Source organism: Pseudomonas sp. RGB (assembly GCF_007713445.1).
In the GTDB taxonomy this organism is placed as follows: Bacteria; Pseudomonadota; Gammaproteobacteria; order Pseudomonadales; family Pseudomonadaceae; genus Aquipseudomonas.
Window position 1 is genome coordinate 1 of record NZ_VMSH01000008.1, and the last position, 23998, is coordinate 23998.

Below are 23998 nucleotides of genomic sequence, written 5' to 3' on the forward strand. Positions count from 1 at the left end.
TGGTAGTGTGGGGGTTCCCCATGTGAGAGTAGGTCATCGTCAAGATTAAATTCCAGAGCCCCTGTTTGCTAACGCAAACAGGGGCTTTGTTTTGGGCGGTCGAAAAGCCCAGGTGCAAGCGTGCTGCCGATGGGCGTCGACCATAACGCGTGCTCTCTGATACAGAACTTGTGTATCAGAACTCTCGCTCCTTGATCATCTCAATCAGCGCCCTCGACCCAACCGGTACATGCTACCGTTGGAGTCCACTCTCCAAGTACACGTATCAGCGCCCCCGCAGCCAGGTCTGCAGCAGCATTCCACTCCGTCAATCTCATCCCGCCCAACGCTTGGATGAGATAGAAGCGCTGGTAACCGAGCAAGTCGCCGATATCCGGGCGGGCGGCCCTAATGATCCTGCCACCAGCATCGGTCCGGTGGTCAGCCTCAAGCAGTGGCAGCGGGTGCAGCGATACATTCAGATCGGCATCGAGGAGGGCGCTCACCTATTGGTGGGTGGCCCCGGCTTGCCTGACGGAATCGACGCGGGCTGATCCATCAGGCCCACCGCCTTTAGTTGCGTTACCAACCCGCTGACCAAGATCTTCGGGCCTGTTCTGTCGATCATCCCCTACGATGACCGAGATGAAGCGCTAACCATCGCCAACGATACGCCCTACGGTCTCCAGGCTTACATTCTGTCCTCAGCCCTGCAAAGAGGCTTCGCGCATCGACGCCGTTCGCGTGTTGGTCGATACCCGTGGCCCACGAGCCGCTAGCGCCCTTCGGCGGCTTCAAACAATCAGGTATAGGCCGTGAGTACGGCGCACTCGGATTGGAGGCCTTTCTGGAGCCTAAATCCGTGCTCTCCTGACAAAACAGCATGCCGTTGGGGAAATCGATGCAAAGTGTTTCTGCATTTTTGGTATGGTGCAGCACATTTTCACAAGGATTGATTTTTCATCCGCAGGACGCGGCGTCGACCTTCTTCAACGAGATGCTGTAGAAATGCCTGAACCGATACCGATCAAGGATCACGAAAAAGAAAACCGTCTGGTCAACAAGCGCCTGCTTGCCTGCGCGCTGTTGGTCATCGGCATCACCTGCGCTCTGGTGGGCCGCATGTATTTCCTGCAAGTGGTGCAGTACGACTACCACTCCACGATTTCCGAAAACAACCGGGTCCACGTACTGCCGATTACGCCCACGCGCGGGTTGATCTATGACCGCAACGGCGTGGTTTTGGCCGACAACCGTCCCAGCTACAACCTGACGATTACCCGCGAACGCACTACCGACCTCAAGGGTGAGCTGGATGCCATCGTCAACCTGCTGCACCTGCCCGCTGAAGACCGTGCGGTGTTCGACAAGGCGCTGAAGCAGGCTCGTCATCCTTTTGTGCCCGTGACGCTGTTTTACGAATTGACTGAGGAACAGATCGCCGTACTGGCCGTCAACGAATTCCGTTTGCCTGGCGTGGATGTCGAGCCGCAATTCGTCCGTCATTACCCGCAGGGCGCACATTTTGCCCACTCGATCGGCTACGTCGGCCGAATCAATGAAAAAGAATCCAAGGCCCTTGATTCGGTCGAGTACCGAGGTACGCAGTCCATCGGCAAGACCGGTATCGAGCGCTTCTACGAGTCTGAATTGCACGGCCATGTCGGCTATGAAGAGGTCGAGACCAATGCGCAGGGCCGCGTACTGCGCGTGCTCAAGCACACCGACCCGATCCCCGGCAAAAACATCGTTCTGAGCCTCGACGTCAAACTCCAGGAAGCGGCGGAAGAGGCCTTGGGCGATCGACGTGGTTCGGTTGTCGCCCTCGATCCACAAACCGGCGAAGTACTGGCGATGGTCAGCAAGCCGAGCTTTGACCCTAACCTGTTCGTGACCGGTATCAGCTTCAAGGAATACGCGGCGCTGCACGACTCCATCGACCGGCCGCTGTTCAACCGTGTGCTGCGCGGGCTTTATGCGCCCGGTTCGACCATCAAGCCGGAAGTGGCCATCGCCGGTCTCGACAGTGGCGTGGTCACCGCACAAACCCGTGTGTTCGACCCCGGTTACTACCAGCTGCCCGATTTTGACCACAAATACCGCAACTGGAACCACAGCGGCGACGGCTGGGTGGACATGGACGCGGCGATCATGCGCTCCAACGACACCTACTTTTACGACCTGGCCCACAAGCTGGGCATCGACCGTCTGCACGATTATCTGGCCGAATTCGGGCTGGGGCAGAAAGTCTCCCTCGACATGTTCGAGGAGTCTGCAGGCCTGATGCCGTCCCAGGCGTGGAAGCGCGCGACGCGACGCCAGCCGTGGTTCCCGGGTGAAACGGTGATTCTCGGCATCGGCCAGGGCTATATGCAAGTCACGCCGTTGCAGCTGGCCCAGGCCACCGCATTGATCGCCAACAAAGGCGTCTGGAACCGGCCGCACCTGGCCAAGACCATCAATGGCGTGCCGCCGGTGGATGAAAACCCGATGCCCAACGTGGTCCTCAAGGACCCGCGTGATTGGGAACAGGTCAACCATGGCATGCAACTGGTGATGCACGACCCGCGCGGTATCGCCCGGGCTGCGGCGGTCGGCGCCCAGTATCGCATTGCCGGCAAGAGTGGTACCGCGCAAGTGGTTGCGATCAAGCAAGGTGAGCGTTACAACCGGAACAAAACCCTGGAACGCCATCGCGATAACGCTTTGTTCGTCGGCTTCGCGCCGGCCGAACATCCGAAAATCGTGATCTCGGTAATGATCGAAAACGGTGAAGCCGGCGGCCGTGTGGCGGGCCCTGTTGTGCGGCAAATCATGGATGCCTGGCTGCTCGACCAGGAAGGCCACCTGAAGCCGCAATACGCGACGCCGGCCAAAGCCCCGGGTGACCCGCACGTCTGACTCAGACCTTCCACTCGTCCCAGTGCTCTGCGGCTTGATAAGCGAGCCAGGGCACATCATGGGCCGTCCAGATGTGCGAGGTGGGCCGTACGCCCGGATCATCATCCAGCGTCGCCACTCGCACAATCACATGGGGCTGGTGCCTACGCTCAGCCATCAGATGTGAGCCGCATCGCGAGCAAAACTGCCTGAATTTGCCCGGCGAAGATTCAAGCGACGACAGCAGCGCTTCGCCCCGTGTCCAGCGGAAATGCTCGCGCATCACCCCGGCCGTGGCCACGAACGCTGCTGCATGCACTTTGCGGCAGCTGTCGCAATGGCAGTGGCTGATGGGCATGTCGAGGCTGTCCACCTGGTAGCACACAGCTTTGCAGAAGCAACTTCCATTCAACGGGTCAGTCATAAACGTATTGCCTGATCAAGGATGGGGTCATCATCATCGCGCACACGCCAAGGTTGCGCATTGGTCGATGTCGCCTACTGTCAATGGAGGAGGTGACTTATGCACGTATTAGATCGCATCGAACGAAAAGTCCTGCTCAATGCTTCACGTAAACAGGTGTGGGAAGCCCTCACGGATGCCGAGCAATTCGGCAGTTGGTTCGGTATCGCCCTGAAGGGTAAAACCTTTGCTGCCGGGGAAACCCTCGAAGCCCCCATCACGTACCCAGGCTATGAACATGTGGTGTGGAAGGCCAAAATCGAAAGGATGCTGCCACAAACCCTGTTTTCCTTCTGGTGGCATCCTTATGCGGTCGAGGAGGGTGTCGACTACGACAGCGAAACGCCTACCCTGGTGGAGTTCACCATCGAAGATCGGGCGCCAGGCATTTTGCTGAGGGTGGTTGAATCCGGGTTTGATGCGGTACCCGAGGCCCGACGCCAGAAGGCCTTCAAGATGAATTCCCGTGGCTGGGATGAACAAATGAACAACATCGAAACCTATCTCGCCCAGGCGCGCCGCGCCTGACCCAACCGGGCATCTTGATGATGCCCGTGTTCGTCGCTGTCAGCCTTCGTGAGTTGTGGTGATTTCCAGGGTATCGGTGAAGGTCACCAGCACACTTTGCCCGACCTTGAGGTCTTTGAGGCCGGCACGGATCTCCGGTTTTTCAACGTTCAGCACTTTCGTCGCACCGGTAGGGTTTTCCAGGGTCACCTGGTTTTGGTTCAGGTCGATATGGGTAATCTTCAACTGCACCTGGATCTGCCGGAAAGCGGCACCGCCGGGGTGCGGGTTATCGGCCGTGGCACGCACCACGCCGGTACTTTCGCTTGAGTCCGGGGCACTTTTATCCACGTCGGTGTCGAGTACCGCAGCCACCGAATGGGTGGTCAGCACTTTCACTTGATCGCCAACCTTGAGGTTGGCCAAGTCCTTGGCGTCATCACTGAGTTGCACATGCACCGGGTTACCTTCGGCACCTGCCAGCACCACCTGGTGCGTGGCGGCATTGACCGACAGCACCTTGGTGGTCACTTCATCGGCTTCAAGGGATTTGGACAGCGGGATGTCGGCGGCGTAAGCGGCAAGGTTGCCGGCGCACATCAGGGCGACCAGAGCAAGGGCCTGGCGCACGGAGCGGGGTACATTCATTGAGGGGACTTCCATGTGAGAGAAGCCCTTGAGTCTAGTGGCGAGTCAGCGGTGTGCAAATTCGCTGACCCTCCACGTTGTAACTTTAGAAATCCACCGTCGCCGACAACTTCGCCACCCGCGGATCACCCTGGGTCAGATAGCCACCCAGCGCAGATTCCCAATACTTGGTATTGGCCACGTTCTCCACGGTCGCGCCCAACGTCACATCACGCTGCGCCACCTTGAAGTTGTAGCGCGCACCCACGTCGAAGCGGTTCCAGGCCGGCAGGCTCAGGTTGTTCGCTGCATCGGCGTACTGGCCGCCGGTGCGCAGCATGCGGCCGTTGACGCTTACGCCTTGCAGGCCCGGCACATCCCAATCCACCCCGGCGTTGAGCTGGAACGACGGCACGCCAATCGCACGGTTGCCGTCATTGGCGCCGTTTGCCGTGCCGTTGACTTCGGTGTGAATAATCGTCGCGCCGCCCAGTAGACGCAGGCCGCTGACCGGTTCACCGAAGACGTTCAGCTCAACGCCCTTGTTGACTTGCTCGCCCTGGAAGACATAGGTGGCGGTGCCGTCCGCATTCAGCTGGGAGTAACCTTGAGTCGGCTGTTCAATGCGGTACACGCCCAGCGTCGCTCCGTAGGTGCCCATATCAACCTTGACGCCTGCTTCGGTCTGTTTCGAGCGGGCCGGTGCGAAGGTCTGGTTGGCGTTGGTCACGCTGGTAGCGCTGCCGAACGTGCTCGGAGCGGTCGGCCCCGAAGCCAGGCCTTCAATGTGGTTGGCATACAGCGATACATGGTCCCAAGGCTTGAACACCAAGCCATACACCGGCGTGGTGATGCCCTTGGCGTAATTGGCAGTGCGCGTGCCGGTGCCATACGCGTAGCCTTGAACCACCAGTTCCTGGCGGCGCAGACCGGCCGTGAACAGCAGGCGGTCATCCATGAAGCCGAAGGTGTCCGATACCGCAGCGCTGCGGGCGAAGGTCTTGGCGGTAATGCCTGGGTCGTTCAGGTCGCTGCCGGAGGTGAAACCGCCTTTGGCCGGTGCAGACACGTCGGCCGGATTGTAAATATTGGTTGGCTGGCTGCCGGCGGCAAAGTCGAAGGCGTTACGGGTCTGGGTCCAGATGCCGGTCAGGCCCAGGTTCAACTTGTGGCTGACAGCGCCGGTCTGGAACTTGCCGTTCAGGCCGGCCATCAGGCTGGTGTTGTCTTCCTGGTGCGCGATGTTCGAGCCGCTGACCGTGGCATTGCCCAATGCGTCGTTCAGGGTGACCGACGAGTAGCGCCCCAGTTCGTTGGTGTGCTTGGCACCGCCGGCAACGTAGGCGGTCCAGTTGTCGTTGAGGTCGTACTCGCCGCGCAACATGCCGAACGTGTCTTCGAGGCTGGTGGTGCCCCAGTTCGGCGCGTAGTTGGTGTCGGCAGACGGGGCGTTGGGGATGTGGGTCAGGCCACTGCCGAGCAGCACCGTATTGCGCCCGCCGTTCACTTGCTGCTTCTGATACACAAAGTCACCCGACAGACGCAACGCATCGCCGCGGTAATCGAGGCCGACCGAGAACAGCTTCGAGCGCTGGTTTTCGTCGTCAACGGCCGTATCGCCTTCACGCTGGGACAGGTTGACCCGCGCACCAAAGCGGTTGTCCTCGCCAAAACGCTGGCCGATGTCGAGGTGTTCACCCACCCGGCCATCACTGCTGATGTCGGTGCTGAAACGGCGCAACGGCACGTCATCGGCGCGCTTGGGCTGCAGGTTCACGCCGCCGCCAATGCCGGAGCCGCCGGGCGTTACACCGTTGATGAACGCGTTGGGCCCCTTGAACACTTCCACCCGTTCCAGGGCGTCGGTGGACATGATCTGGCGCGGCAGGATGCCGTACAAACCGTTGAAGGAAATGTCGTCGCCATTGAGCGGCAGGCCGCGAATCACAAAGGCCTGGGCCTGGTTCGCGTAGCCCGATGCCTGGCGCACCGACGAGTCGTTGAGCAGCACATCGCCGACGGTTTGCGCCTGCTGGTCGCGAATCAATTTCTCGGTGTAGGAGGACATGCTGAATGGCACGTCCATGATGTCCTGGTTGCCCAGCACACCCAGTTGCCCGCCGCGTGCAACCTGGCCACCGGCGTAAACCGGCGGTAACTCGTTTGGCGCGGGCGCGTCGGCGTTGATGTTGGTGGCACCCAGTTCCAGTGTGTTGCCGTCCTGATGGTTATTCGCATCCTGCGGGGTGACTGGGGTTGCAGCATGGGCAGCAAGGCTCACGGAGCAGCAAAGGGCGAGCAGGGTAGGGCGAAACGGCACACAAAGTCGGGTACGGAAGGGCATGGTCGATCCTGACGGCGAACCGTCAATGTGAGGAAAAGGGCAACAACGTTGCGCTTCCTCGCTGCGCGGATACGACTCCGGTGCGAATGATAGTGATTGTTATTAATGTTCTGCAACAAATTTGTGAGATTGCGGTCTGCGTGCGCGTTAACGTGCCGCGTTTACGCGGATGCCGAGTAGAATCACGCCCTGAAAGCGATTCCTGAGGTGCGGCACGGTGGATTTACAGCAGGGTTTTGTCCTGACCCGGCATTGGCGCGACACGGCGGCGGGTACGGAGGTCAGCTTCTGGCTGGCGACCGACCAGGGCCCTCGGTGCGTGCGCCTACCCGTGCAAACCTCGGTGATGTTTATTCCCGAGGCCTATCGCAAACAGCTCGACTGGTTGCTCCAGGGCGAGCGCGATATCGAACTGCGTCCGCTGCAGCTGTGTGATTTCCATCACCGTCCGGTGTTGGGCCTCTACACGCGCCAGCACCGCCAGCTGATAGACCTGGAAAAACGCCTGCGCGCCGCCGGTGTCGATGTCTACGAAGGCGACGTCCGCCCGCCCGAGCGTTACATGATGGAGCGCTTCATCACCGCTCCCGTGTGGTTCGGCGGCACACCAGACGCCAACGACGTGCTGATCGATGCGCAGATGAAACCCGCACCCGACTACCGCCCGCCGCTGAAACTGGTGTCGCTGGACATCGAAACCACCGCCCAGGGCGATCTTTATTCCATCGCCCTCGAAGGCTGCGGCGAGCGCCAGGTGTACATGCTCGGCCCGCCGAATAAAACCGACGCGGTGGACTTCAAGCTCGACTATTGCGACACCCGCGCGCAACTGCTCGAGCGCCTCAACCAATGGCTCGCCACCCACGACCCCGATGCGATCATCGGCTGGAACGTGGTGCAGTTCGACCTGCGCGTGCTCCACGAACATGCCCAGCGCCTCAACGTGCCGCTGCTGCTTGGCCGTGGCGGCGAAGCCATGGCCTGGCGCGAACACGGCAGCCGCAATCACTATTTCGCGGCGGCAGCGGGGCGGTTGATTATCGACGGCATTGAAGCCCTGCGTTCGGCCACCTGGAGCTTTGAGTCCTTCAGCCTGGAGAACGTCGCGCAAACCTTGCTCGGCGAAGGCAAGGACATCTCCACGCCGTACCAGCGCATGGACGAAATCAACCGCATGTTCGCCGAGGACAAGCCTGCGCTGGCGCGCTACAACCTCAAGGACTGCGAGCTGGTCACGCGCATTTTCGAGAAGACCGAGTTGCTCAAGTTCCTGCTGGAGCGGGCCAGCGTCACCGGCCTGCCGGCCGACCGCAACGGCGGCTCGGTCGCCGCGTTTACCCACCTGTACATGCCGTTGATGCACCGCCAGGGCTTTGTCGCGCCAAACCTGGGCGACAAGCCGCCCCAGGCCAGCCCCGGCGGTTTTGTCATGGACTCGCGTCCCGGCCTGTATGAGTCGGTGTTGGTGCTCGACTACAAAAGCCTTTACCCGTCGATCATCCGCAGCTTCCTGATCGACCCGGTGGGCCTGATCGAAGGCCTCAAGCACCCCGAAGCGAGTGAGTCGGTGGAAGGCTTTCGCGGCGCGCGGTTCTCGCGAACCCGGCACTGCCTGCCTTCCATCGTCACGCGTGTTTCCGAAGGCCGTGAAGCGGCCAAACGCGAGCACAACGCGCCGCTGTCCCAGGCGCTGAAAATCATCATGAACGCCTTCTACGGTGTGCTCGGCTCCAGCGGTTGCCGCTTCTTCGACACGCGCCTGGCATCCTCGATCACGATGCGCGGGCACCAGATCATGCGCCAGACCCGCGAACTGGTTGAGGCCAAGGGCTATGAGGTGATCTACGGCGACACCGACTCCACCTTCGTCTGGCTCGGCAGCGCGCATTCGGCGGATGAAGCCAGCCGCATCGGCCGGCAACTGGTGCAGCACGTCAACGACTGGTGGCGTGCGCATTTGCACAGCGAATACGGCCTGCAAAGCGCCTTGGAACTGCAATACGAAACCCACTTCAGCCGCTTCCTCATGCCGACCATCCGCGGCGCAGAAGAGGGCAGTAAAAAGCGTTACGCCGGCCTGGTCGTGCACGCCGATGGCCGCGAAGACATGGTCTACAAAGGCCTCGAAACCGTGCGCAGCGACTGGTCACCGCTGGCCCGGCAATTTCAGCAGGAGCTTTACCAGCGCATCTTCCACCGCCAGCCCCATCAGGACTACGTGCGTGACTACGTGCGCCGCACCCTGAGCGGCGAACTCGACGACCTGCTGATCTACCGCAAACGGCTGCGCCGCCAGTTGGACGACTACGAGCGCAACGTCCCGCCGCATGTGCGCGCCGCCCGCCTGGCAGATGAATACAACGACCGCCTGGGACGCCCGCGCCAGTACCAGCGTGGCGGTTGGATCAGCTATGTGATCAGCGTCAACGGCCCGGAACCGCTGGAAGTGCGGCAGGCGCCGATCGACTACGACCACTACGTCACTCGGCAATTGCAGCCGGTGGCCGACGCGATTCTGCCGTTCGTGAACGATGATTTTGGCACCCTGGTCGGCGGGCAGATGGGCCTCTTCTAAAACGCTTGCCTGGATGGGATCAGAGCCTGCACTCTTGGCCTCTGACGACCACCCTCCAACGGCGCAGTTCTTCATGACTCAGATCACCCTGACCGGCAGCTCGGTCGAACTCCAACCCTTGCAACGTGAACATGCCGCCGCGCTGGTCCAGGCTGCCGCCGACGGTGAATTGTGGAACCTTAAAGTCACCAACGTGCCGGGTCCCGAGACTGTCGACACGTACATCGACGTCGCCCTCGCCGGGCGTGAGGCCGGCAGCATGATCCCGTTCGCGATCGTGCGTCGCGACACGGGTCAGGTAGTCGGCAGCACGCGGTTCTGGAAAGTCGACCGGGTGAATCGCAAGCTTGAAATCGGCCACACCTTCCTGGCGCAATCCACACAAAAAAGCGGCGTCAACACCGAAGCCAAGCTCCTGCTGCTGACCTACGCTTTTGAAGTGCTCGACTGCGTACGTGTGCAATTCACCACCGACGAACTCAACGAAAAATCCCGCGCCGCGATCCTGCGCCTCGGCGCCGTACAAGAAGGCATCGTGCGCCACGAACGCATCATGCCCGACGGACGCAAGCGCAACTCGGTACGCTTTAGCATCATCGATTCGGAGTGGCCGCAGGTGAAGGCCAACTTGCAGGCCAAATTGCTGCGCTAAGGAGCAAACGCCCATGTACACGCTTTACGGCATTGATGAATCCGGCTCCTGCATGATCGAAATCGCCCTGCAACGTTGCGCGGTGCCGTGGCGTCGCATCGACGCCAGTTCATGGGCAGATGGCGAGGGCAGTGAAGCCCTCGCGCGCATCAACCCGCTCAAACAAATCCCCACGCTGGTCACGCCCGATGGTCAGGTGCTGACCGAAAGCGCCGCCATCCTGATCCACCTGGGCCTGGAATTTCCCGTCTCGGATCTCCTTGCCGGCAACCGCGCCCAGATCCTGCGCGGCCTGGTGTACATCGCTGCCAATTGCTACTCGGCCATCGGCATCATTGATTACCCGCAACGCTGGCTGGGCAACGCCGATGAAGCGGCGCAGACGCAATTGACCACCGGCACGCGGCGCTATCTGCACCATGCGTGGGTGGTGTTCGCCCAGCAGTTCGCCGACCAGTTGTTCGCCCCCAATCAGGTGCCGAACGCACTGGGCATCATGGCCGCAGCCGTGTCGCGTTGGGACGCGGCGCGCGAGGTGTTGAGCAACCTGGCGCCCGGCTTTGCCCAGACGTTGGCGCAGGTGGATACCGACCCTGTCGTGGCGCCCGTGTTTGCGCGGCATTGGCCGGAATGGGGCGTCTCTTAATGTTTCCGCAATCAGAAGAAACAATCACCGTGGCACGCGCCCAACCCCTTGCGTAGCAGGCTTCCTGACCTACGCTTCTTAACGAGGTGTAGGAATCATCCTTGAAATTGACTGTCGCAGACATGAAACTCAAGAACCCTGCATGGAATTCAAAGGAGGTGCGCATGCTCATCCGGTCGCTGACCCTGGCTACCTTGATGGCTTTTACGGGGCCGCTGTTGGCCGCGGATGATATCAACCCGCTCAAGCAGGACTTGGGCAAGTCGCGTCCGCTGGTGGTGGTGGAACTTGACTCCGGAAACGAAGCATTGGCGAACCTGAAAAAACAGCTGGATGAGCCTGCCAACAAGCAGTCCTTTGAAGAGCGCAGCATGGTGTTCTACACCGTGAAGTTCGGCAGCATCGGTGCCGAAGGCGAGAAATTTGCCAAGGACGCCAAGGACAACAAAAAGCTCACGCCGCCTGAAACCAACGCGCTGATCCGTGCCCTCAAGCTCGGCGCCGGCAGTGGCACCAAAGTGATTTTGGTCGGCAAGGACGGCGAGAAGAAACTAGAAAAAACCGTGCCGCCGGATACCCTCGACCTGAAGGAATTCTTCAGCGCCATCGACCAGATGCCCATGGCTGAAAAAGAACTCGCCGCGCCTGCAGAGCCAGAACCTGCCGCGCCCGCCAAAGGCGCAAAAGCGGCCAAGCCCGCAAAAGCCGGCAGCAAGGCCGCCGCGCCACAACTTGATGATTGAACCTACATAACCCCTGTGGGAGCGGGAGCTTGCCCGCGATGACGGAATGTCAGTCAAAACACCTTTGAATGACCCACCGCTATCGCGAGCAAACCCCCTCCCACAGGGGGTTAGTGGTTTTCTGAAGGTTTGACAGCTTTGCGCACCGGAAACGGAAAGTAGAAAAACCGCAGGAACGCCACCCGCTTGATCACTTCTCCGATCATCAACGGCACCACCACCGCCACCACCAGGCCCAAACACGCCGCCAGAAACGAAGGCAGGCCCAGGCGTTCAAGCAGGTCGACAGTCTTGTGCTGGATTTCGCCATGGAAGATCAACAGGATCAGGGTCGACTGACCGATGTAGGTCATCGCCCGAGTGAGCAGGGCCGACACCATCAGTACCCGCGCCAGTGCCCAGCATGCGTACACGCCGATCACCGCCAGCACGCTGGTCCACAGCCAGCTGTCGTAGCGACGTTGCGCCAGGTCCATGGTGTCCCACGTGGGAATGAACACCGCAGCAAACAACAGGACCGAGACCAGGCACGTCAGCCACGATCCCGAATGTGTACGCAACCAATCGCGTGCCAGGTAGCCGACGATGAAGTAGGTGCTGCTGATCAAGGTGATATCCAGGCTGAACGGCAGCCCCGGCAGCACCCAGTGGTGACCGCCGAGCGTCACCGGCAACTGCCAGAACAACGGCAGCAGCCAAACCCCGAGAAGCAGTTGCGCCGCGATCAGCACGCCGGTCACCCACAACGACAGCTTCAGGCGCTGGATCAACCGCAGCATCACCCAACTGAACAGAATCGCCACCCAGAAGTGCGGCAGGAACCACATGGCCTGCCACGGAATGGTGTCCACCGAGGCATACAGCACGCCGCCGATATCCGGCAGCAGCGGCTGGCCGCGCAGCAGGGCGCGCACGATGACATACACCAGCATGGTGAAGAAAAACGGCTTGAGCAGCCCGTCAGCCTTGCGCACCGCCATCTCCACGAACGGTTGCTCGGGTTTGAAGAGCACGCCAGAGAGGAAAAAGAACAACGGCAAGATGAACGAAGCGAGGATCGGATACAGCAGGTCCGGCGAGGTCGCCACGAACCAACTGTGGGCAAACACGATCACCAGGATGCCGATGCCCCTGGCGATATCCATCTGAATCCAACGATGCTTCATCTGACTATTCCCGATCGGTCGTTCACGCCTTGCGCCACGGCTTCAGCCACAGCCCCATGCCCAGCAACATCACCATGCCCGCCAGGGTACTGAGCCCCAGCTGCAGCCATACGCCTTGAATTGGAAACAACACCCACGCTGCCACGCCCATCACCACCGCACTGAGCAGCCAATGCCGCGCCCACGCCAGGGCGTCGAGCAACCCCTGGCGCTGCATCAGCAGCAAGGCCGTGCAGATCACCCCGGCCAGCGCGGCCAGCGGTATACCCGCCAGGCCAAACACAAAGGGCAGGGCGCCCAGCAGCAGCACATTGACCAGGCTGCCGAGCAATTCACAACGCAGCGGCTGGCGCGTGTCGCCAGCCGCGTAGGCATAGCGTGCGAGCAGGGCGTTCCAGGCGCCGAACACCAGCGGCACGGCAAACCATGCCAGCAACAACGGCAGCGGCGAATCCGCCGATTGCTTGGGCAGCAGCAACGCCACCAGGCTTGGCGCCGCGGCCACCAGGCCGACGCCTGCCGGCAGTGTCAGCACGCTGGCGGTCTCCAGGCCGCGCTTGAGCAGGGCCAGGCGCTCATCGCCCTGGCGCCGGCTCATCATGCCCAGCAGCACCTGGTTAAGGCTCATCAGCGCGATCAACGGCAGGTTCATCAGCTTGCGGGCGAGGTTGACCCAGGTCACCGCCCCTTCGCCGAGCAGCGACGCCACCAGTCGCTCGATCAGCGCCAAGCCCTGGCTGGCGCCATTGCTCAACAGCAGGGGGCCGATGCGCTGGCCCAGTTCGCGCAGCGGCGTAAAGCTCAGTTGCCAGCGCCACGGCCGCCAGCCCTGGCGCCAGATCGAGGGCAGCAACGCCAACGGCATCAACAGGCTGCCGGCCAGGCAGGCGAGCGCCAGAGAATGAGGTTGGGTGGCCGTGCCCGCCACGGCGAGGTACGTCACCGGCGGCAGGTTGAACAGCAGCGAGCCCAGCCCCGCCAGCACAAAACGTTCGCTGGCCTGCAACGGAATACTGAACAGCGCATGCAACATCAAACCCGGCACGCACCAGGCAACGATCTGCAGGTTGCTGGCCGCCAGTGCGGTGGCGCTGGCGGCCAGCCCCGGGCCGAGCAACTGCACCAGCCACGGCGCCAACAGCGTCAGCAGCAGGCTGGTGACCAACGCAATCAGCATCAAGGCCGGAAACAGCACCGCCAGCCAATTCAAGCGCTCGTGGTCCTTGCGTTGCAGGTACAGCGGCAGCGCGGCGGCGCTCAATACGCCACCGGCCAACGACATGCGCAACGCCTCTGGCAAAAACAGCGCGATCAGGAACGCATCACTGCGCTCGCCCGCGCCCCAGGCGGCCACCAGCAGCCACTCGCGGGCGAACCCCAGGCACAGGCCCAGCAGGGTCGCAAGCGTCAGCCAGACGGCGGAGCCAAGCATGATTAAAGCCGTGCGCCGTCAAGGGCCGGCTTGCGGTAAGCCACTGTCTTGACCTGCGGCAGGCGCGCCGGGAACAGCCGGCGGGCCTCCAGGACATTGAGGCCGACCATCAGCCAGAACAGCGCCACCATCACCACGGCAAAGCTGAAGTAGTGGTCAAACAACCCGCTGACCAGCGCCGACAGAATCCCGGCAGTGCTGCCCAGCCAAAGCGCGTTGTCTTTGGTCAGGCGGATCGGGCCTTTTTGCGGGCGTGCTTCACGCCACCAGCGCACGGTCACGGCGATAAACAGCAGCATGCCGACAATGCCGGTCTTGTAGATGAAGTTCAGCCACAGGTTGGAGATGCCCAGCAAATGCGTGCCTGGCACTGGCGGGTCGACCTTGAAGCCGATGCCGAACGGGTAAGAAGCCACCGCCTGCGGGAACATGCGGTATTCGTCGAAACGTATTTCGGTACTGGCGTTGTCCGATGAAAAAATCGTCGCCAGGCGGTCCTGCAGCGGCGGATAGGCCATCACCAGCGCGACCGTCAGCGCCGCACCGATCATCAACAGCCTGCCGGTGTAGGGCACACGCCGCGTCGCCATCCAGATCAGCACCAGCGCCAGGCTGACCATCGCGCCACGGCTACTGGCCAACAGCAAGGCGGCGGCGCCCAGGCACGCCACGCCCAGGCCCAGTCCACGCTTCCAGCCTTGTTCGGTCATGCCGTAGCAGAACGCCAACGGCAGCAGCAACGCCATGATCCCGCCGATGGCATTCGGGTGCATCCACGGCGAGCCCATGCGCGATGACATCGCCTCCAGGCCGAATTTCAACATGTCGAAGTTGCCGTAGTTGAACAGCGCCAGGATCGGCGCAATGCCCGCCCCCGAACGCGTGCGCACAAACACCGCAATCGACAGCACCAGCATCGCCAGCGTGCCCAGCAGCAAGGCGATCACCAGTGATTCGCGGTGTTTGTAGTCGGTCAGCAACTTGGCGCAGAGGTACACCGCCGACAGGCTCAGCAACCAGCGCAGCCAGTTGGCCACGCCGCTGGTGTCGGCGTGGATGGTGACCTGGCCGACGATAAACGGAAACACACTGAACAGCATCAGCCACAGCAGCATCTGGTCGGTGGGGCGGCGCGACAGGCTCGGCGTGTCGGGCACGCGCGACAGAAAACTGTGCCACAGCACCGCGCCCCAGGTCAGCGCCAGGATCGCCTCGCTCACCGTACTGCGAATGCCCAGGTTGATGGTCGAGTACGGCATGAAGGTCGCGACGCCAGCGAACAGCAGCAAACCCCAGAACGGGAAGCGCAGGATGGTCACGGCCGCGGCCAGGCCGATCACGGCGAGGAACGCCTTGGCCGGTGACAGCATCAGGGCCAGCGCGCCGAACAACAGGCCGAACAGGATCGCGACGAGGCTTGCCAGGGAGAGTCTCATTTCAATTCCTCGATCAGTTCAGCCAGGCGCTGGCGATAGGCCTGATGGTTGAAGCGTTGCGCCCATTGCGTGCGTTGTTCGGGTGATTCTTCAGCCGGACGATCCGCCAGCGCCAGCATCAATTGCACCAGCGCCGGGCCGTCGGTGGGCGAGAAGCGAGGAGCAGACGGCGGGGTGATTTCATCCAGCGAGGTGCCGCTGGCCACGGCCACTGGCGTGCCGACGCTCAGGGCTTCGATGACGGGTAGACCAAAACCTTCCGCATAGGACGGCTGCCACAGGCGCGAGGCCTGGCGGTACAGCGCGTGCAACTCGGCATCCGAGACGCCGCTCAAGGCGCGAATGCCCGGCAGGTTGCGCTGGGTTTCGGGTAAATGCTCAAGGCTGCCCACCAGCACCAACGCCGGCACGGCGGGTGACAGGCTGCGGGCCTGCTGCCAGGCGTCGACCAGAAACGGCACGTTCTTGCGCAACTCACGCGTGCCCACCAGCAGCCAGTAATGCTCGGGCAGGTCACGCGCCGTCAGGTCTGCCGCCAGCTCGACAAAACTGTCGACTTGATTGGGCAGTACGCGAATCTTACCCGCCGCCTTGGGAAACAGCCGCGCGGTTTCATCGGCGCTGTACTGTGACGGCGTCCACACGCGGTCGGCGCTGTGCACCGCGTACGCAATCGAAAGCCGATCGCTGGTCTTGTAGATCAGCGCTTTGAGGCGGTTGGCGTGGTAGTTGTTCAACGTGATCTGGAACAGGTCATGCAGCAGCACGACGGTGCGCAAACCTTTGGGCTTGGGTGGCAACGGCAGGCCCATATTGAACGTGCTGATGTACAGGTCGATCTGTTGTTCACGCAAGGCTGTTGGCAGAAAACCGGCCTCGAAGCGCAGCCGATTGTGCGGCTGGTGCATCGCCGTTTTCGCGCAGCCCCAGGCCGGGCAGTGCGCCTGCAAGCGGGTTTCATCACCCAGCGGCGCCACGGTAAACCGCGCCAGTTCCACACCCGGCAGCGTGCGCAGGGCATTTTCCAGGGCGTACACCTGGCGGCTGATCCCCGATTGCGGCGAGGTGCCGACGGTGCGGTAATCCAGGCCTATACGCATGCGGGCTCCTTTTGATTGAGCGTCGCGTACACCTGTTCCAGCTGGCTGGCGGCCACGCTCCAGTCATGCGCCCGGCGTACATAGGCGCGGCCCGCTTCGCCCATAGGCGCGGCGGCGTCGGGAAATTGCAGCAGGCGTACCACGGCGTCTGCCAGGCTGTCGGCGGTTTGCCCACCGAGGTAATCCAGGCCTTCAATCAGGTCCAGGCCCGACACGCCTTGTTCGGTACTCGCCAAGGGCAACCCGGCAGCCAGGGCTTCGAGCACTTTGAGCTTGGAACCGCCGCCGTGGCGCAACGGCGCCAGAAACACCGAACAACTTGATTGCAGGTTCAATAGGTTCGGGACAAACCCTTGCCACTCGATGCGCGGGTCCTTCCAACGCTCGCGCCAACTGCCGGGCATGCCAAACCCGCACACGCTCATGCGCGCATCCGGGCAGCGCGCCCAGACCTTGGGCAGGATTTCATCCAGGGCCCACTCGATGGCGTCCACGTTAGGCGCGTATTCATAATTGCCCAGAAACAGCACGCGGCGCGTCGACGGGTCGGGTCGGGCGGCGGCGAAGTGATCGCAGTCCACACCGTTGACCACCACCGGCACTGGTTTGCCGGCGATTTCGGCCAGCACCTGGGCATCGCTTTCGGTCACCGCCACCACCTGCGCGGCCTGGCGCATCACGCGGTGTTCCCAGCGGCTGTAGCGCCATTGGTCGTAGCGAATGAAGGGCAGCGCCCAGCGCGGCAGGCGGTCGTAAGTGGCCGCGCCCAGCGCCGACTCCACGTTATGTTCGGTCAGCACGAACGGCTGCGATTGGCGCGCCAGGGCATCTTCATAAGGTTGGAACGTGTAGGTGTGCTCGATCTGCACCACATCCCAATGCTCTTTGAGCAATTGATTGAACGTGTCCTGCAGCGCGCCCGACAGACCGTTGACGCTGGCCAGCAGTGGGTACGGTGCAAACAGGCCGGCCAGCAGGGTTTTCGCGCTGCGCAGTGGGCGGCGCGGCAGCACGATCACCTGCTCGAGGAAGGCCTCCAGCACTTGGCGATCGGTCAGCGACACCGGGTTTTTATCATGCAGCAGCAAGGTGATTCGATGCCCACGCGCGGCCAGGCTGCGCAGCAGATGAAACTGGCGCGTCTTGCCGCCGCTGGTGGCGGGCCAGGGCGAGTAGGGCAGGATCCATAAAATGCGCATGGCGGGCTTCAGTCCCATAACAGAATTTGCAGGTTCGACTTGACCGGGACGGTCAGCCCATGGGTGCCGCTTACCGGGGTTTGCGTGCCGCGCAGCGGGTCGTACAGGGTGGCGCTGGTGAGGCCAGGCAAGTGCGCGTTGCCGCCTTCGGCCGACCAGAAGAACCACAGTTTGCGGCCGTCGGCGCGGGTCCAGCCGATGCTGAACAAACCATCGGGCAATTGGTCGGCGGCGGGCGGATCGCCGGGCGTGAGCTGCGGCCCGCTCACATCGAGGAAGTTCTTCAAGGCGGTATAGACCGGCTTGGGGTTGGCGTCGATGTCGAGCAGGCCATAGAACTGGTCACGCACACTGGCGCGCTGGTCGAGGTCGCTCAAGGTGAACAGAAAGATCCGGTCGTAATCCATCGCGCTCATCAGTGCCACCCGGCGTACCACATAGTCAGCCTGGCCCTGCAGGGTGATCAGGTCCTGGGCATCTTTTGGCCCGGGGTAGTTTGACCAGCCCCACTCGGTGCTCCACAGCGTTTGCACGCCACTATTGCGCAGCGTCTGGTTGAGCGCGGTGGTTTTGGCGATGAAGTCCAGGTTGGACGGGTCGTTACCCTCGGGCAGCTGCGTATAGGGATGGTAGGAAATCACCGTGTTCAGGCTGGCCACACCCATGGCGCCAAGGGCGCCGAGGGCGTCGAGCATGGTCTGGCCATTGGGCATTTCGCTGAAAAACGCCATGCCGGCAGCCACCACCGGTTTGTTCGCATCCACCGCGCGCAAAGCGGATGCGGTGGCTGTCAACAAGGCGACGTAGCCAGCGGGGTCGGCCACCGGGCGCCAGAAGCCGAGCAAATTAGGCTCGTTCCACACCTGCCACGCGTTGACGCTGGGGTAGCGTTGCGACAACAGCGCCATGCGGTTGGCGAACACGTTCAGATCTTTGGGCGGGTACTGGTCCTGATAGGGCGCACCGGCCGGCGCGGTGGTCGCGAAGGGCGCCGAACCGACGAGGTAAAACACCGACTTGAGCTGATTGGCTTGCAGGTTGCCGACCAGTTGATCAAGGGTTGCGACCTGATACTGGCCCTGGACCGGCTCCAGCTGGTCCCAGTGCAAATCCAGGCGTACCCATTCCAGGCCCAGTGCCTTGAGGCGGTCGATCTGCCGTTGATACAGCGTCGGGCTGAACCACAGGAACTGCGCGTTCACGCCCAGAAAATCCTTCCACACCACCACCTTGTTGCCCTTGAGCACATGGTTTTCGGCGTCAGCCTGGCGGCCCCACAGGAAGGCCGTCAGGCCCAGTGCGGCAATCACCGCAAGGGTCGCAAGGTAGGTCCGTTTACGCGGCATAAGGGGCTCCCGCAATCGCCTGCTCAAAGAGGTGCTTGAACTTCTGCGCGGTCAACGGCCACAGGCGTTCGCGGCCAATTTCCCCGGCCCGTTCGGCCCAGTCGCGGGCCAGCGATGGCGTGCGCGCCAGGCGCAGCAGTTGTTGGCTCAACGCCGCCACATCGCCCTGGGGATAGATCGCGCCGTTGCCGCTGGCGACTTCTTCGGCAAACGCACGCGCATCCGAGGTGATCGCCCCGCGGCCGCACGCAGCGGCCCAGGACAGCGCGCCGCTGGTGCCGCGCTGGCGCCCCAGCAGGCCGAGTTTTTTTGATTCGCGATACGGCAGCACCATCACGTGGTGCGCCTGGATCGTCTGTGCAATCTCGCTGGCTGGCAAGTTCAGCCGCCAGTCGATGGCGCCCACCAGGCCGAGTTCGGCGATCTGGCGGTTGAGCTGCTCAAGGTAGTTGCCGCCCGCGCCAAACGCCATTTCGGCGGCAGTGCCACCGGCCAGGGTCAGGCGCACACGGTCACGCAATTCAGGGGCTTGCTTGAAGACGTCGGCCAGCGCTTGCAGCAGGTCTTCAATGCCTTTGCCACGGTAGATAAAACCGAAGTACAGCAGGTGCAGGGTGTCCAGCGCCGGTAACGGCGCGGGAGCAATGGCCAGGTTGGCGTGGTTGATCACCGCCACTTTGCCGGCCGGCAGTTGCATGCGTTGGCTCAGGCAATCGGCGCCCAGGCGCGTGAGGGTGATCAGCCGCGTCAGGCCTTGGGCGACATGGCGTTCTTCGCGCAAGGTCAGCGGGTCGGCCAGCACCACTGCCGCTTGCGGCAAAGGGCTGGGCAAACGTTCCAGCAGGTTCAGCGGGAAGGGCAGCTGCTCGCGTCGCCAGACGATACGTTCAGGGTCGTGCACGGTCGCCGTCAGCGGCAATTCGGGGTAGGCCTTGCGCAGCTCGCGCAGGGCCAGAAACTCCCCCAGCCGGCCGCCGCCCAGCTCGGCGTGGACCAGCTCCACACTGCGCCAGTCGAAGGCGGCGATGGCCTGGCGGATGGCTTCGCTGTTGCCTTCCACGCCGCTCAACGGAGTCGCCACCGTCACGCCCAGCTGCTCCAGGGCCGTCTTGAAATGGTTCGCGTAGTCGGCGATCCCGTTTTTCTCCGGCGGCAAAGGGGCGAGCAGGGCGATGCGCATCAGAACGCCCCCCGGTATTTGGCGATGGTTTTAAGCACCCTGGCCGGCACTTCGAATTTGCGCCGGTTGATGATGATGCCGTCCACCTTGCCAAACGCGGTGTTGAGGATCGACAGCGCGTGCTCTACCACCGGCACTGTGCTTTTCTGCGCTTCCACCACCAAGGCAATCAGGTCAGCGCGGCGCAGGTTGATAAAGGCGTCGCGGTTGTCCAGCAGTGCAGAGGCGTCCAGCAGTACCACTTCGCCCGGGGCGGCCGGTTCGACGCCGCCAACCCGCACCCTGATGCCGTTTTCCTGCAGCAAGTGGCGCAGTTGCTCCACCACAAAGGTCACCCCTTCGCCGTGGCGCGCCGAGGTCAACCCCAGGGTCAGGCCTTGCTCGGCCACGCGGTCCAGTTGCAGCAAGCCGTACAGGCGGTAAATGCTCGCATTGAATGCGTTGGTGCTCTGCGCAGTGCTGGTGTCCAGCTCCGGCAAGGTCGTCCACAGGGGCAGGCCGAACTTGCGCTCCACCAGCCCGCCATCGTGAATGCGCTGGTCCAGCAAGTAGCACAGGTAGATCACCAGCAAACCGACGACGATGGCAAACGGGATCGCCAACAGCAGCATCAGCAGGGTTTTCGGGAAGATGCGGCCAGGGTTGAGGGTGGCTTCTTCGATCACCGCAATGTTGCTGATCTGGCTGCTATCGAGCTCACGGTCGATGCGCGATTTTTCCAGGTTGTCCACGTACAGCGCATAGTTGCGCTCGGTGGCGCTCAGCTCGCGAGAAAGACGCGCCAGTTCCGGTTCGATCTCCAGGGCCTGCTTGCGCTGGGCTTCGAGGTTCACCAGCTGTTTCTGCTGTTGCACAAGCTGAGTGCGCAGGGCCAGGTTGTTGCTCGACTCGTCCAGCAGCACGCGCTGCAAGTGAATTTCCAAGGTGTTCGGCGCGCGGTTTTCCGAGGCCTGTACCGTGTTGCTTTCATTCGCAACCTGGGCCTGCATCGCCCGAATCGACGCGTCCAGGGCTTTGACGGGCGGCGCGTTGTCGGTGTAGGTGCGCATCATGTCGGCCTTTTCCAGCAGCTTCTGGTTAAGCAGGCGCCGCAAATCCTGCTGCTGCGGGTTCAGTGCGATCTGGCGCACCGTGGTGACTTCCTTGGGCTGACCCTTGAGCTGGTCGCGGGTGCTCTGGATGGCGCTGTCGGAAGACGCAATCAGGCGCGTGGTGTTGAAGGTCTCGCCGCGCAACACGTTGATGCGCTCAGACAAGTCCTCCAGGCGATCGGTGATGCTTGCCGCGCCGATCTCGTTCAAGTGCTTGAGGATTTGCTCCTTGTAGCTCTTGATCTCGGTGGCGCTGGTGTTCACCTGACCTTCATAGAAGGCGTAGAGGCTCTTGCGCCCCAGGGCCTGGGTGCGTTCGGTGATGTACGTGTCGACCCAATCCTTGACCACTTGCTGGGCGATTTGCGGGTCGCCCCAGGTAAAACTGATGTCCATCACCGTGGAACCCACGGCATGGCTGACCTCGAAGTTTTTCTCCAGGCTCGCCGCCAGGCGTTCCACCGGCGTGGTTTTTTCGAGGATGCCGACGGTTTCCAGCACCACGCGAATACCGTCGAACACCGCGCCCACGCCTTCCTTGACGTAATACTTGCTGCGCTTCCAGAAGCCTTCCGGCGGCGGCGCGTTGGCGATGACTTCCAGGTAATGCTCGGCGACCGTGCGCACGATCGGGCGACCGGTCAGCAAGCGCTCTTCGTCGACAATCGGGTCCCGCTGGGTGCTGGGCATGACCAGCGCCTGACGGTTGCTGATCTCGATGGGCAAGGTCGAATCGCGCCCCGGCTTGACCAGCAGGCGCGCGGTGGATTCGTACTTGGCGGGCAGCAAAAAGGCTCCCAGCAAAATGATCACCAGCGCCGCGATGGCTGCCAGTTTGAACTCATGCCGGAAGATGAAGAACAGGCGCAAAAGATCACGAAAAGAACGGATCTCGATCATGGGATGTCGCTCCTTCAGTTATTGCCGCCGCTGGTTTTGGTGTAGTTGTAACCAACCCCAATGGATTTGGTGAACGGGATCAGTTGGTTCAAGTAGGTATCCACCCCTTGGATGCGCTCGCCGACGTTGGATTTGGGCACGAACACCACATCCCCGCGTTGCAGGTGCACCGGTTTACGCCCGTTCGGGCCGGGTTTGAGGTATTGGCTGAAATCCAGGAAGTAGGCGTGGTAGGCGCCCTGGGCATCTTCGCGCAGCAGCGCGACCATGCTGGCATTGCCCGAAGGGTTCACCCCGCCGGCGCCGACAATCGCTTGCTCCAGGGTGTTGGCCGTGCCGAGTTGCACCGCCGTCGGGTTATTCACCGCGCCGCCGACGATCACCGAGTTGCCCGGCGCCTGGTTGATATTCACCGTCACCCGCGGCTCGCGGTAGACCGGCGCGAGCTTGTTGCTCAGCTCTGCGGCCAGTTCCGATGGCTGACGCCCGGCGACCTGGATCGGCCCCAGGAACGGGTAGTTGATCTTGCCGTCGGTCTGCACCGTGTACAGCGTCAGCTCATAAATGGTGCTGACGTTGAACGCCGACAGCGTCGGCATCTCGCCGGCATCGCGCACGATCCGCAGCTGATCGCCGATGCGGATGCGTTCCACGGCCGGCGGCAGCTGCGCCAACTGGTCGAGGGCGCGTTTGCCGTCCTCGACGGTCTTGTCATCCGGCGGGACAATGCGTGCCGGCGTATTGCAGGCGGCCAAGGCCATCACGGCCAGGAGGAGCACGGTTTTTTTCATAAGGGCGGACTTCCTGTTAGTCATGCTGCTCACCTCCAATAACCGGGGAACATGCTGATGCGCCGCTTGAGGGCGAGGGGGAGCCGGCGTTCCTGTTGGCCCAGCCGATAGCCGAGCAACTTGAACGCGCTGCGCACCAGTACTTCGGGTACGCGGTGCAATGCACCGGCTGCGCGCAATGCCGCGAGCTCAGCCAGTACATAGCGTTTACCTTCACCGCCGGCATCGCCAAACGCCTGGCGAATCCACGGCTCGCGACCGTAGAACACGCCAATGTCGAAGTAGCGGTGAAACTCATCCATGAGTCGGTAATCGTGGGAGTGGAACACCCGCGCCGTGGCGGCGTAGCGCACCGTGTAGCCTTCAAGCAGCATGCGCGCAGCGACGTAGGCGTCTTCGCTGCCGATCACATCGGCGGGAAAACCGCCGACCGCCTGCAGGGCGCTGCGTCGGTACACGCAAAACGAGTCGGAGCTGAAGCAGGTCTTGATCCCCAACTGCGGCGCATCGGCCAGGCGCTTGCTACGGCTGTGTGGCGGGTAGTTGAAGTGCCGCGACTGCGCGCCCAGCACACCGGCGCCGGGGTGCGGCAATTGGCGGCCGTAGGCCACGCCGTTGAGCGGGTCTTGCTGCAATTCTTCGAGCAGGTTGGCGAAGGTCTCGGGGTCTGCGGGGATCGCGTCCTGGGTCATCACGATCAGCGCCTCGCCGCTCACCTGTTCACTGGCCCAGCGCCGTGTGCCGCCGTGGTTGAAATCGCGGGCGTCGATCACCTCGACCCGGGCGCCGAACTCGCGAAAGCGCGCCACGGTGTCATCGCTGGAAGCGCTGTCGACCACCAGCATTTCGTCCGGTTGCAGCGTCTGCATATTCAGCGCAGGCAGCAGCCGCGCCAGGTGACTGGACGCGTTGCGGGTCGGGATGATCAACGAGGTGCGCAT

The 23998-nt window shown here is 62.3% G+C and carries 19 protein-coding genes and 1 pseudogene; 7 read left to right on the top strand and 13 right to left on the bottom strand.

The features are described 5' to 3' along the window. The first annotated feature begins 329 nt into the window (after positions 1-329). Positions 330-853, top strand: a pseudogene (locus FPT15_RS17745) (aldehyde dehydrogenase family protein). A gap of 134 nt (positions 854-987) precedes the next feature. After that, the gene (gene mrdA / locus FPT15_RS17750; RefSeq protein ID WP_145163251.1) at positions 988-2880 is read left to right on the top strand and encodes a penicillin-binding protein 2; all 1893 of its coding nucleotides are present in this window, start codon (positions 988-990) and stop codon (positions 2878-2880) included. 1 nt (position 2881) lies between these two features. Here mrdA and FPT15_RS17755 read toward each other — a convergent pair whose 3' ends face one another. Further along, the gene (locus FPT15_RS17755) at positions 2882-3283 is read right to left on the bottom strand and encodes a GFA family protein (protein WP_145163253.1); all 402 of its coding nucleotides are present in this window, start codon (positions 3281-3283) and stop codon (positions 2882-2884) included. A gap of 99 nt (positions 3284-3382) precedes the next feature. Between FPT15_RS17755 and FPT15_RS17760 the strand changes: the two genes are divergently transcribed. Continuing rightward, entirely contained in the window at positions 3383-3850 is a 468-nt protein-coding gene (locus FPT15_RS17760; RefSeq protein WP_145163255.1) for an SRPBCC family protein, read from the top strand. Positions 3851-3889: 39 nt separating this feature from the next. Here FPT15_RS17760 and FPT15_RS17765 read toward each other — a convergent pair whose 3' ends face one another. Both FPT15_RS17765 and FPT15_RS17770 read right to left on the bottom strand, forming a co-directional pair. Then, the gene (locus FPT15_RS17765) at positions 3890-4477 is read right to left on the bottom strand and encodes a hypothetical protein (RefSeq protein ID WP_145163257.1); all 588 of its coding nucleotides are present in this window, start codon (positions 4475-4477) and stop codon (positions 3890-3892) included. Positions 4478-4562: 85 nt separating this feature from the next. Further along, on the bottom strand, positions 4563-6800 hold the full coding sequence (locus tag FPT15_RS17770) for a TonB-dependent siderophore receptor (protein ID WP_145163258.1): 2238 nt from the start codon (positions 6798-6800) through the stop codon (positions 4563-4565). Between the two features lie 217 nt (positions 6801-7017). On the opposite strand from FPT15_RS17770, the gene FPT15_RS17775 reads away from it, so the two are divergent. From FPT15_RS17775 to FPT15_RS17790, 4 genes are all read left to right on the top strand, one after another. Beyond that, positions 7018-9375, top strand: coding sequence for a DNA polymerase II (locus FPT15_RS17775; protein WP_145163260.1), 2358 nt, complete (start codon positions 7018-7020; stop codon positions 9373-9375). Positions 9376-9448: 73 nt separating this feature from the next. After that, a complete protein-coding gene (locus FPT15_RS17780) occupies positions 9449-10027 on the top strand; it encodes a GNAT family N-acetyltransferase (RefSeq protein ID WP_145163262.1) in 579 nt (192 codons plus the stop codon). Between the two features lie 13 nt (positions 10028-10040). Beyond that, on the top strand, positions 10041-10673 hold the full coding sequence (locus FPT15_RS17785; RefSeq protein WP_145163264.1) for a glutathione S-transferase N-terminal domain-containing protein: 633 nt from the start codon (positions 10041-10043) through the stop codon (positions 10671-10673). Between the two features lie 164 nt (positions 10674-10837). Beyond that, entirely contained in the window at positions 10838-11416 is a 579-nt protein-coding gene (locus tag FPT15_RS17790) for a DUF4174 domain-containing protein (protein WP_106580031.1), read from the top strand. Between the two features lie 110 nt (positions 11417-11526). On the opposite strand, the gene FPT15_RS17795 is transcribed toward FPT15_RS17790, so the two are convergent. From FPT15_RS17795 to FPT15_RS17840, 10 genes are read right to left on the bottom strand one after another with little or no spacing between them, the layout of a single operon-like run. Next, the gene (locus FPT15_RS17795; protein ID WP_145163266.1) at positions 11527-12582 is read right to left on the bottom strand and encodes an acyltransferase family protein; all 1056 of its coding nucleotides are present in this window, start codon (positions 12580-12582) and stop codon (positions 11527-11529) included. 22 nt (positions 12583-12604) lie between these two features. After that, on the bottom strand, positions 12605-14014 hold the full coding sequence (gene murJ / locus FPT15_RS17800) for a murein biosynthesis integral membrane protein MurJ (protein WP_145163268.1): 1410 nt from the start codon (positions 14012-14014) through the stop codon (positions 12605-12607). A 2-nt stretch (positions 14015-14016) separates the two neighbouring features. Then, positions 14017-15450 (bottom strand): O-antigen ligase, encoded by a 1434-nt coding sequence (locus FPT15_RS17805; RefSeq protein WP_145163270.1) that lies wholly within the window; start codon positions 15448-15450, stop codon positions 14017-14019. Continuing rightward, positions 15447-16550, bottom strand: a complete 1104-nt coding sequence (locus FPT15_RS17810) for a glycosyltransferase family 1 protein (RefSeq protein ID WP_145163272.1) — start codon at positions 16548-16550, stop codon at positions 15447-15449. Before FPT15_RS17810 ends, FPT15_RS17805 begins: the two co-directional genes overlap by 4 nt. Beyond that, positions 16541-17749, bottom strand: a complete 1209-nt coding sequence (locus tag FPT15_RS17815) for a glycosyltransferase family 4 protein (RefSeq protein ID WP_145163273.1) — start codon at positions 17747-17749, stop codon at positions 16541-16543. Before FPT15_RS17815 ends, FPT15_RS17810 begins: the two co-directional genes overlap by 10 nt. 8 nt (positions 17750-17757) lie before the next feature. Continuing rightward, positions 17758-19095 (bottom strand): cellulase family glycosylhydrolase, encoded by a 1338-nt coding sequence (locus tag FPT15_RS17820; protein WP_145163275.1) that lies wholly within the window; start codon positions 19093-19095, stop codon positions 17758-17760. Next, positions 19085-20275 carry a glycosyltransferase gene (locus FPT15_RS17825; protein WP_145163277.1) on the bottom strand — a complete coding sequence of 397 codons (1191 nt, stop codon included), beginning with the start codon at positions 20273-20275 and terminating at the stop codon, positions 19085-19087. The genes FPT15_RS17820 and FPT15_RS17825 overlap by 11 nt, the downstream gene beginning before the upstream one ends. Continuing rightward, entirely contained in the window at positions 20275-22266 is a 1992-nt protein-coding gene (locus tag FPT15_RS17830; protein WP_145163279.1) for an exopolysaccharide transport family protein, read from the bottom strand. The genes FPT15_RS17825 and FPT15_RS17830 overlap by 1 nt, the downstream gene beginning before the upstream one ends. Positions 22267-22280: 14 nt before the next feature. After that, positions 22281-23057 carry a polysaccharide biosynthesis/export family protein gene (locus FPT15_RS17835; protein ID WP_145163281.1) on the bottom strand — a complete coding sequence of 259 codons (777 nt, stop codon included), beginning with the start codon at positions 23055-23057 and terminating at the stop codon, positions 22281-22283. Positions 23058-23086: 29 nt separating this feature from the next. Then, the gene (locus FPT15_RS17840) at positions 23087-23998 is read right to left on the bottom strand and encodes a glycosyltransferase family 2 protein (protein WP_145163284.1); all 912 of its coding nucleotides are present in this window, start codon (positions 23996-23998) and stop codon (positions 23087-23089) included.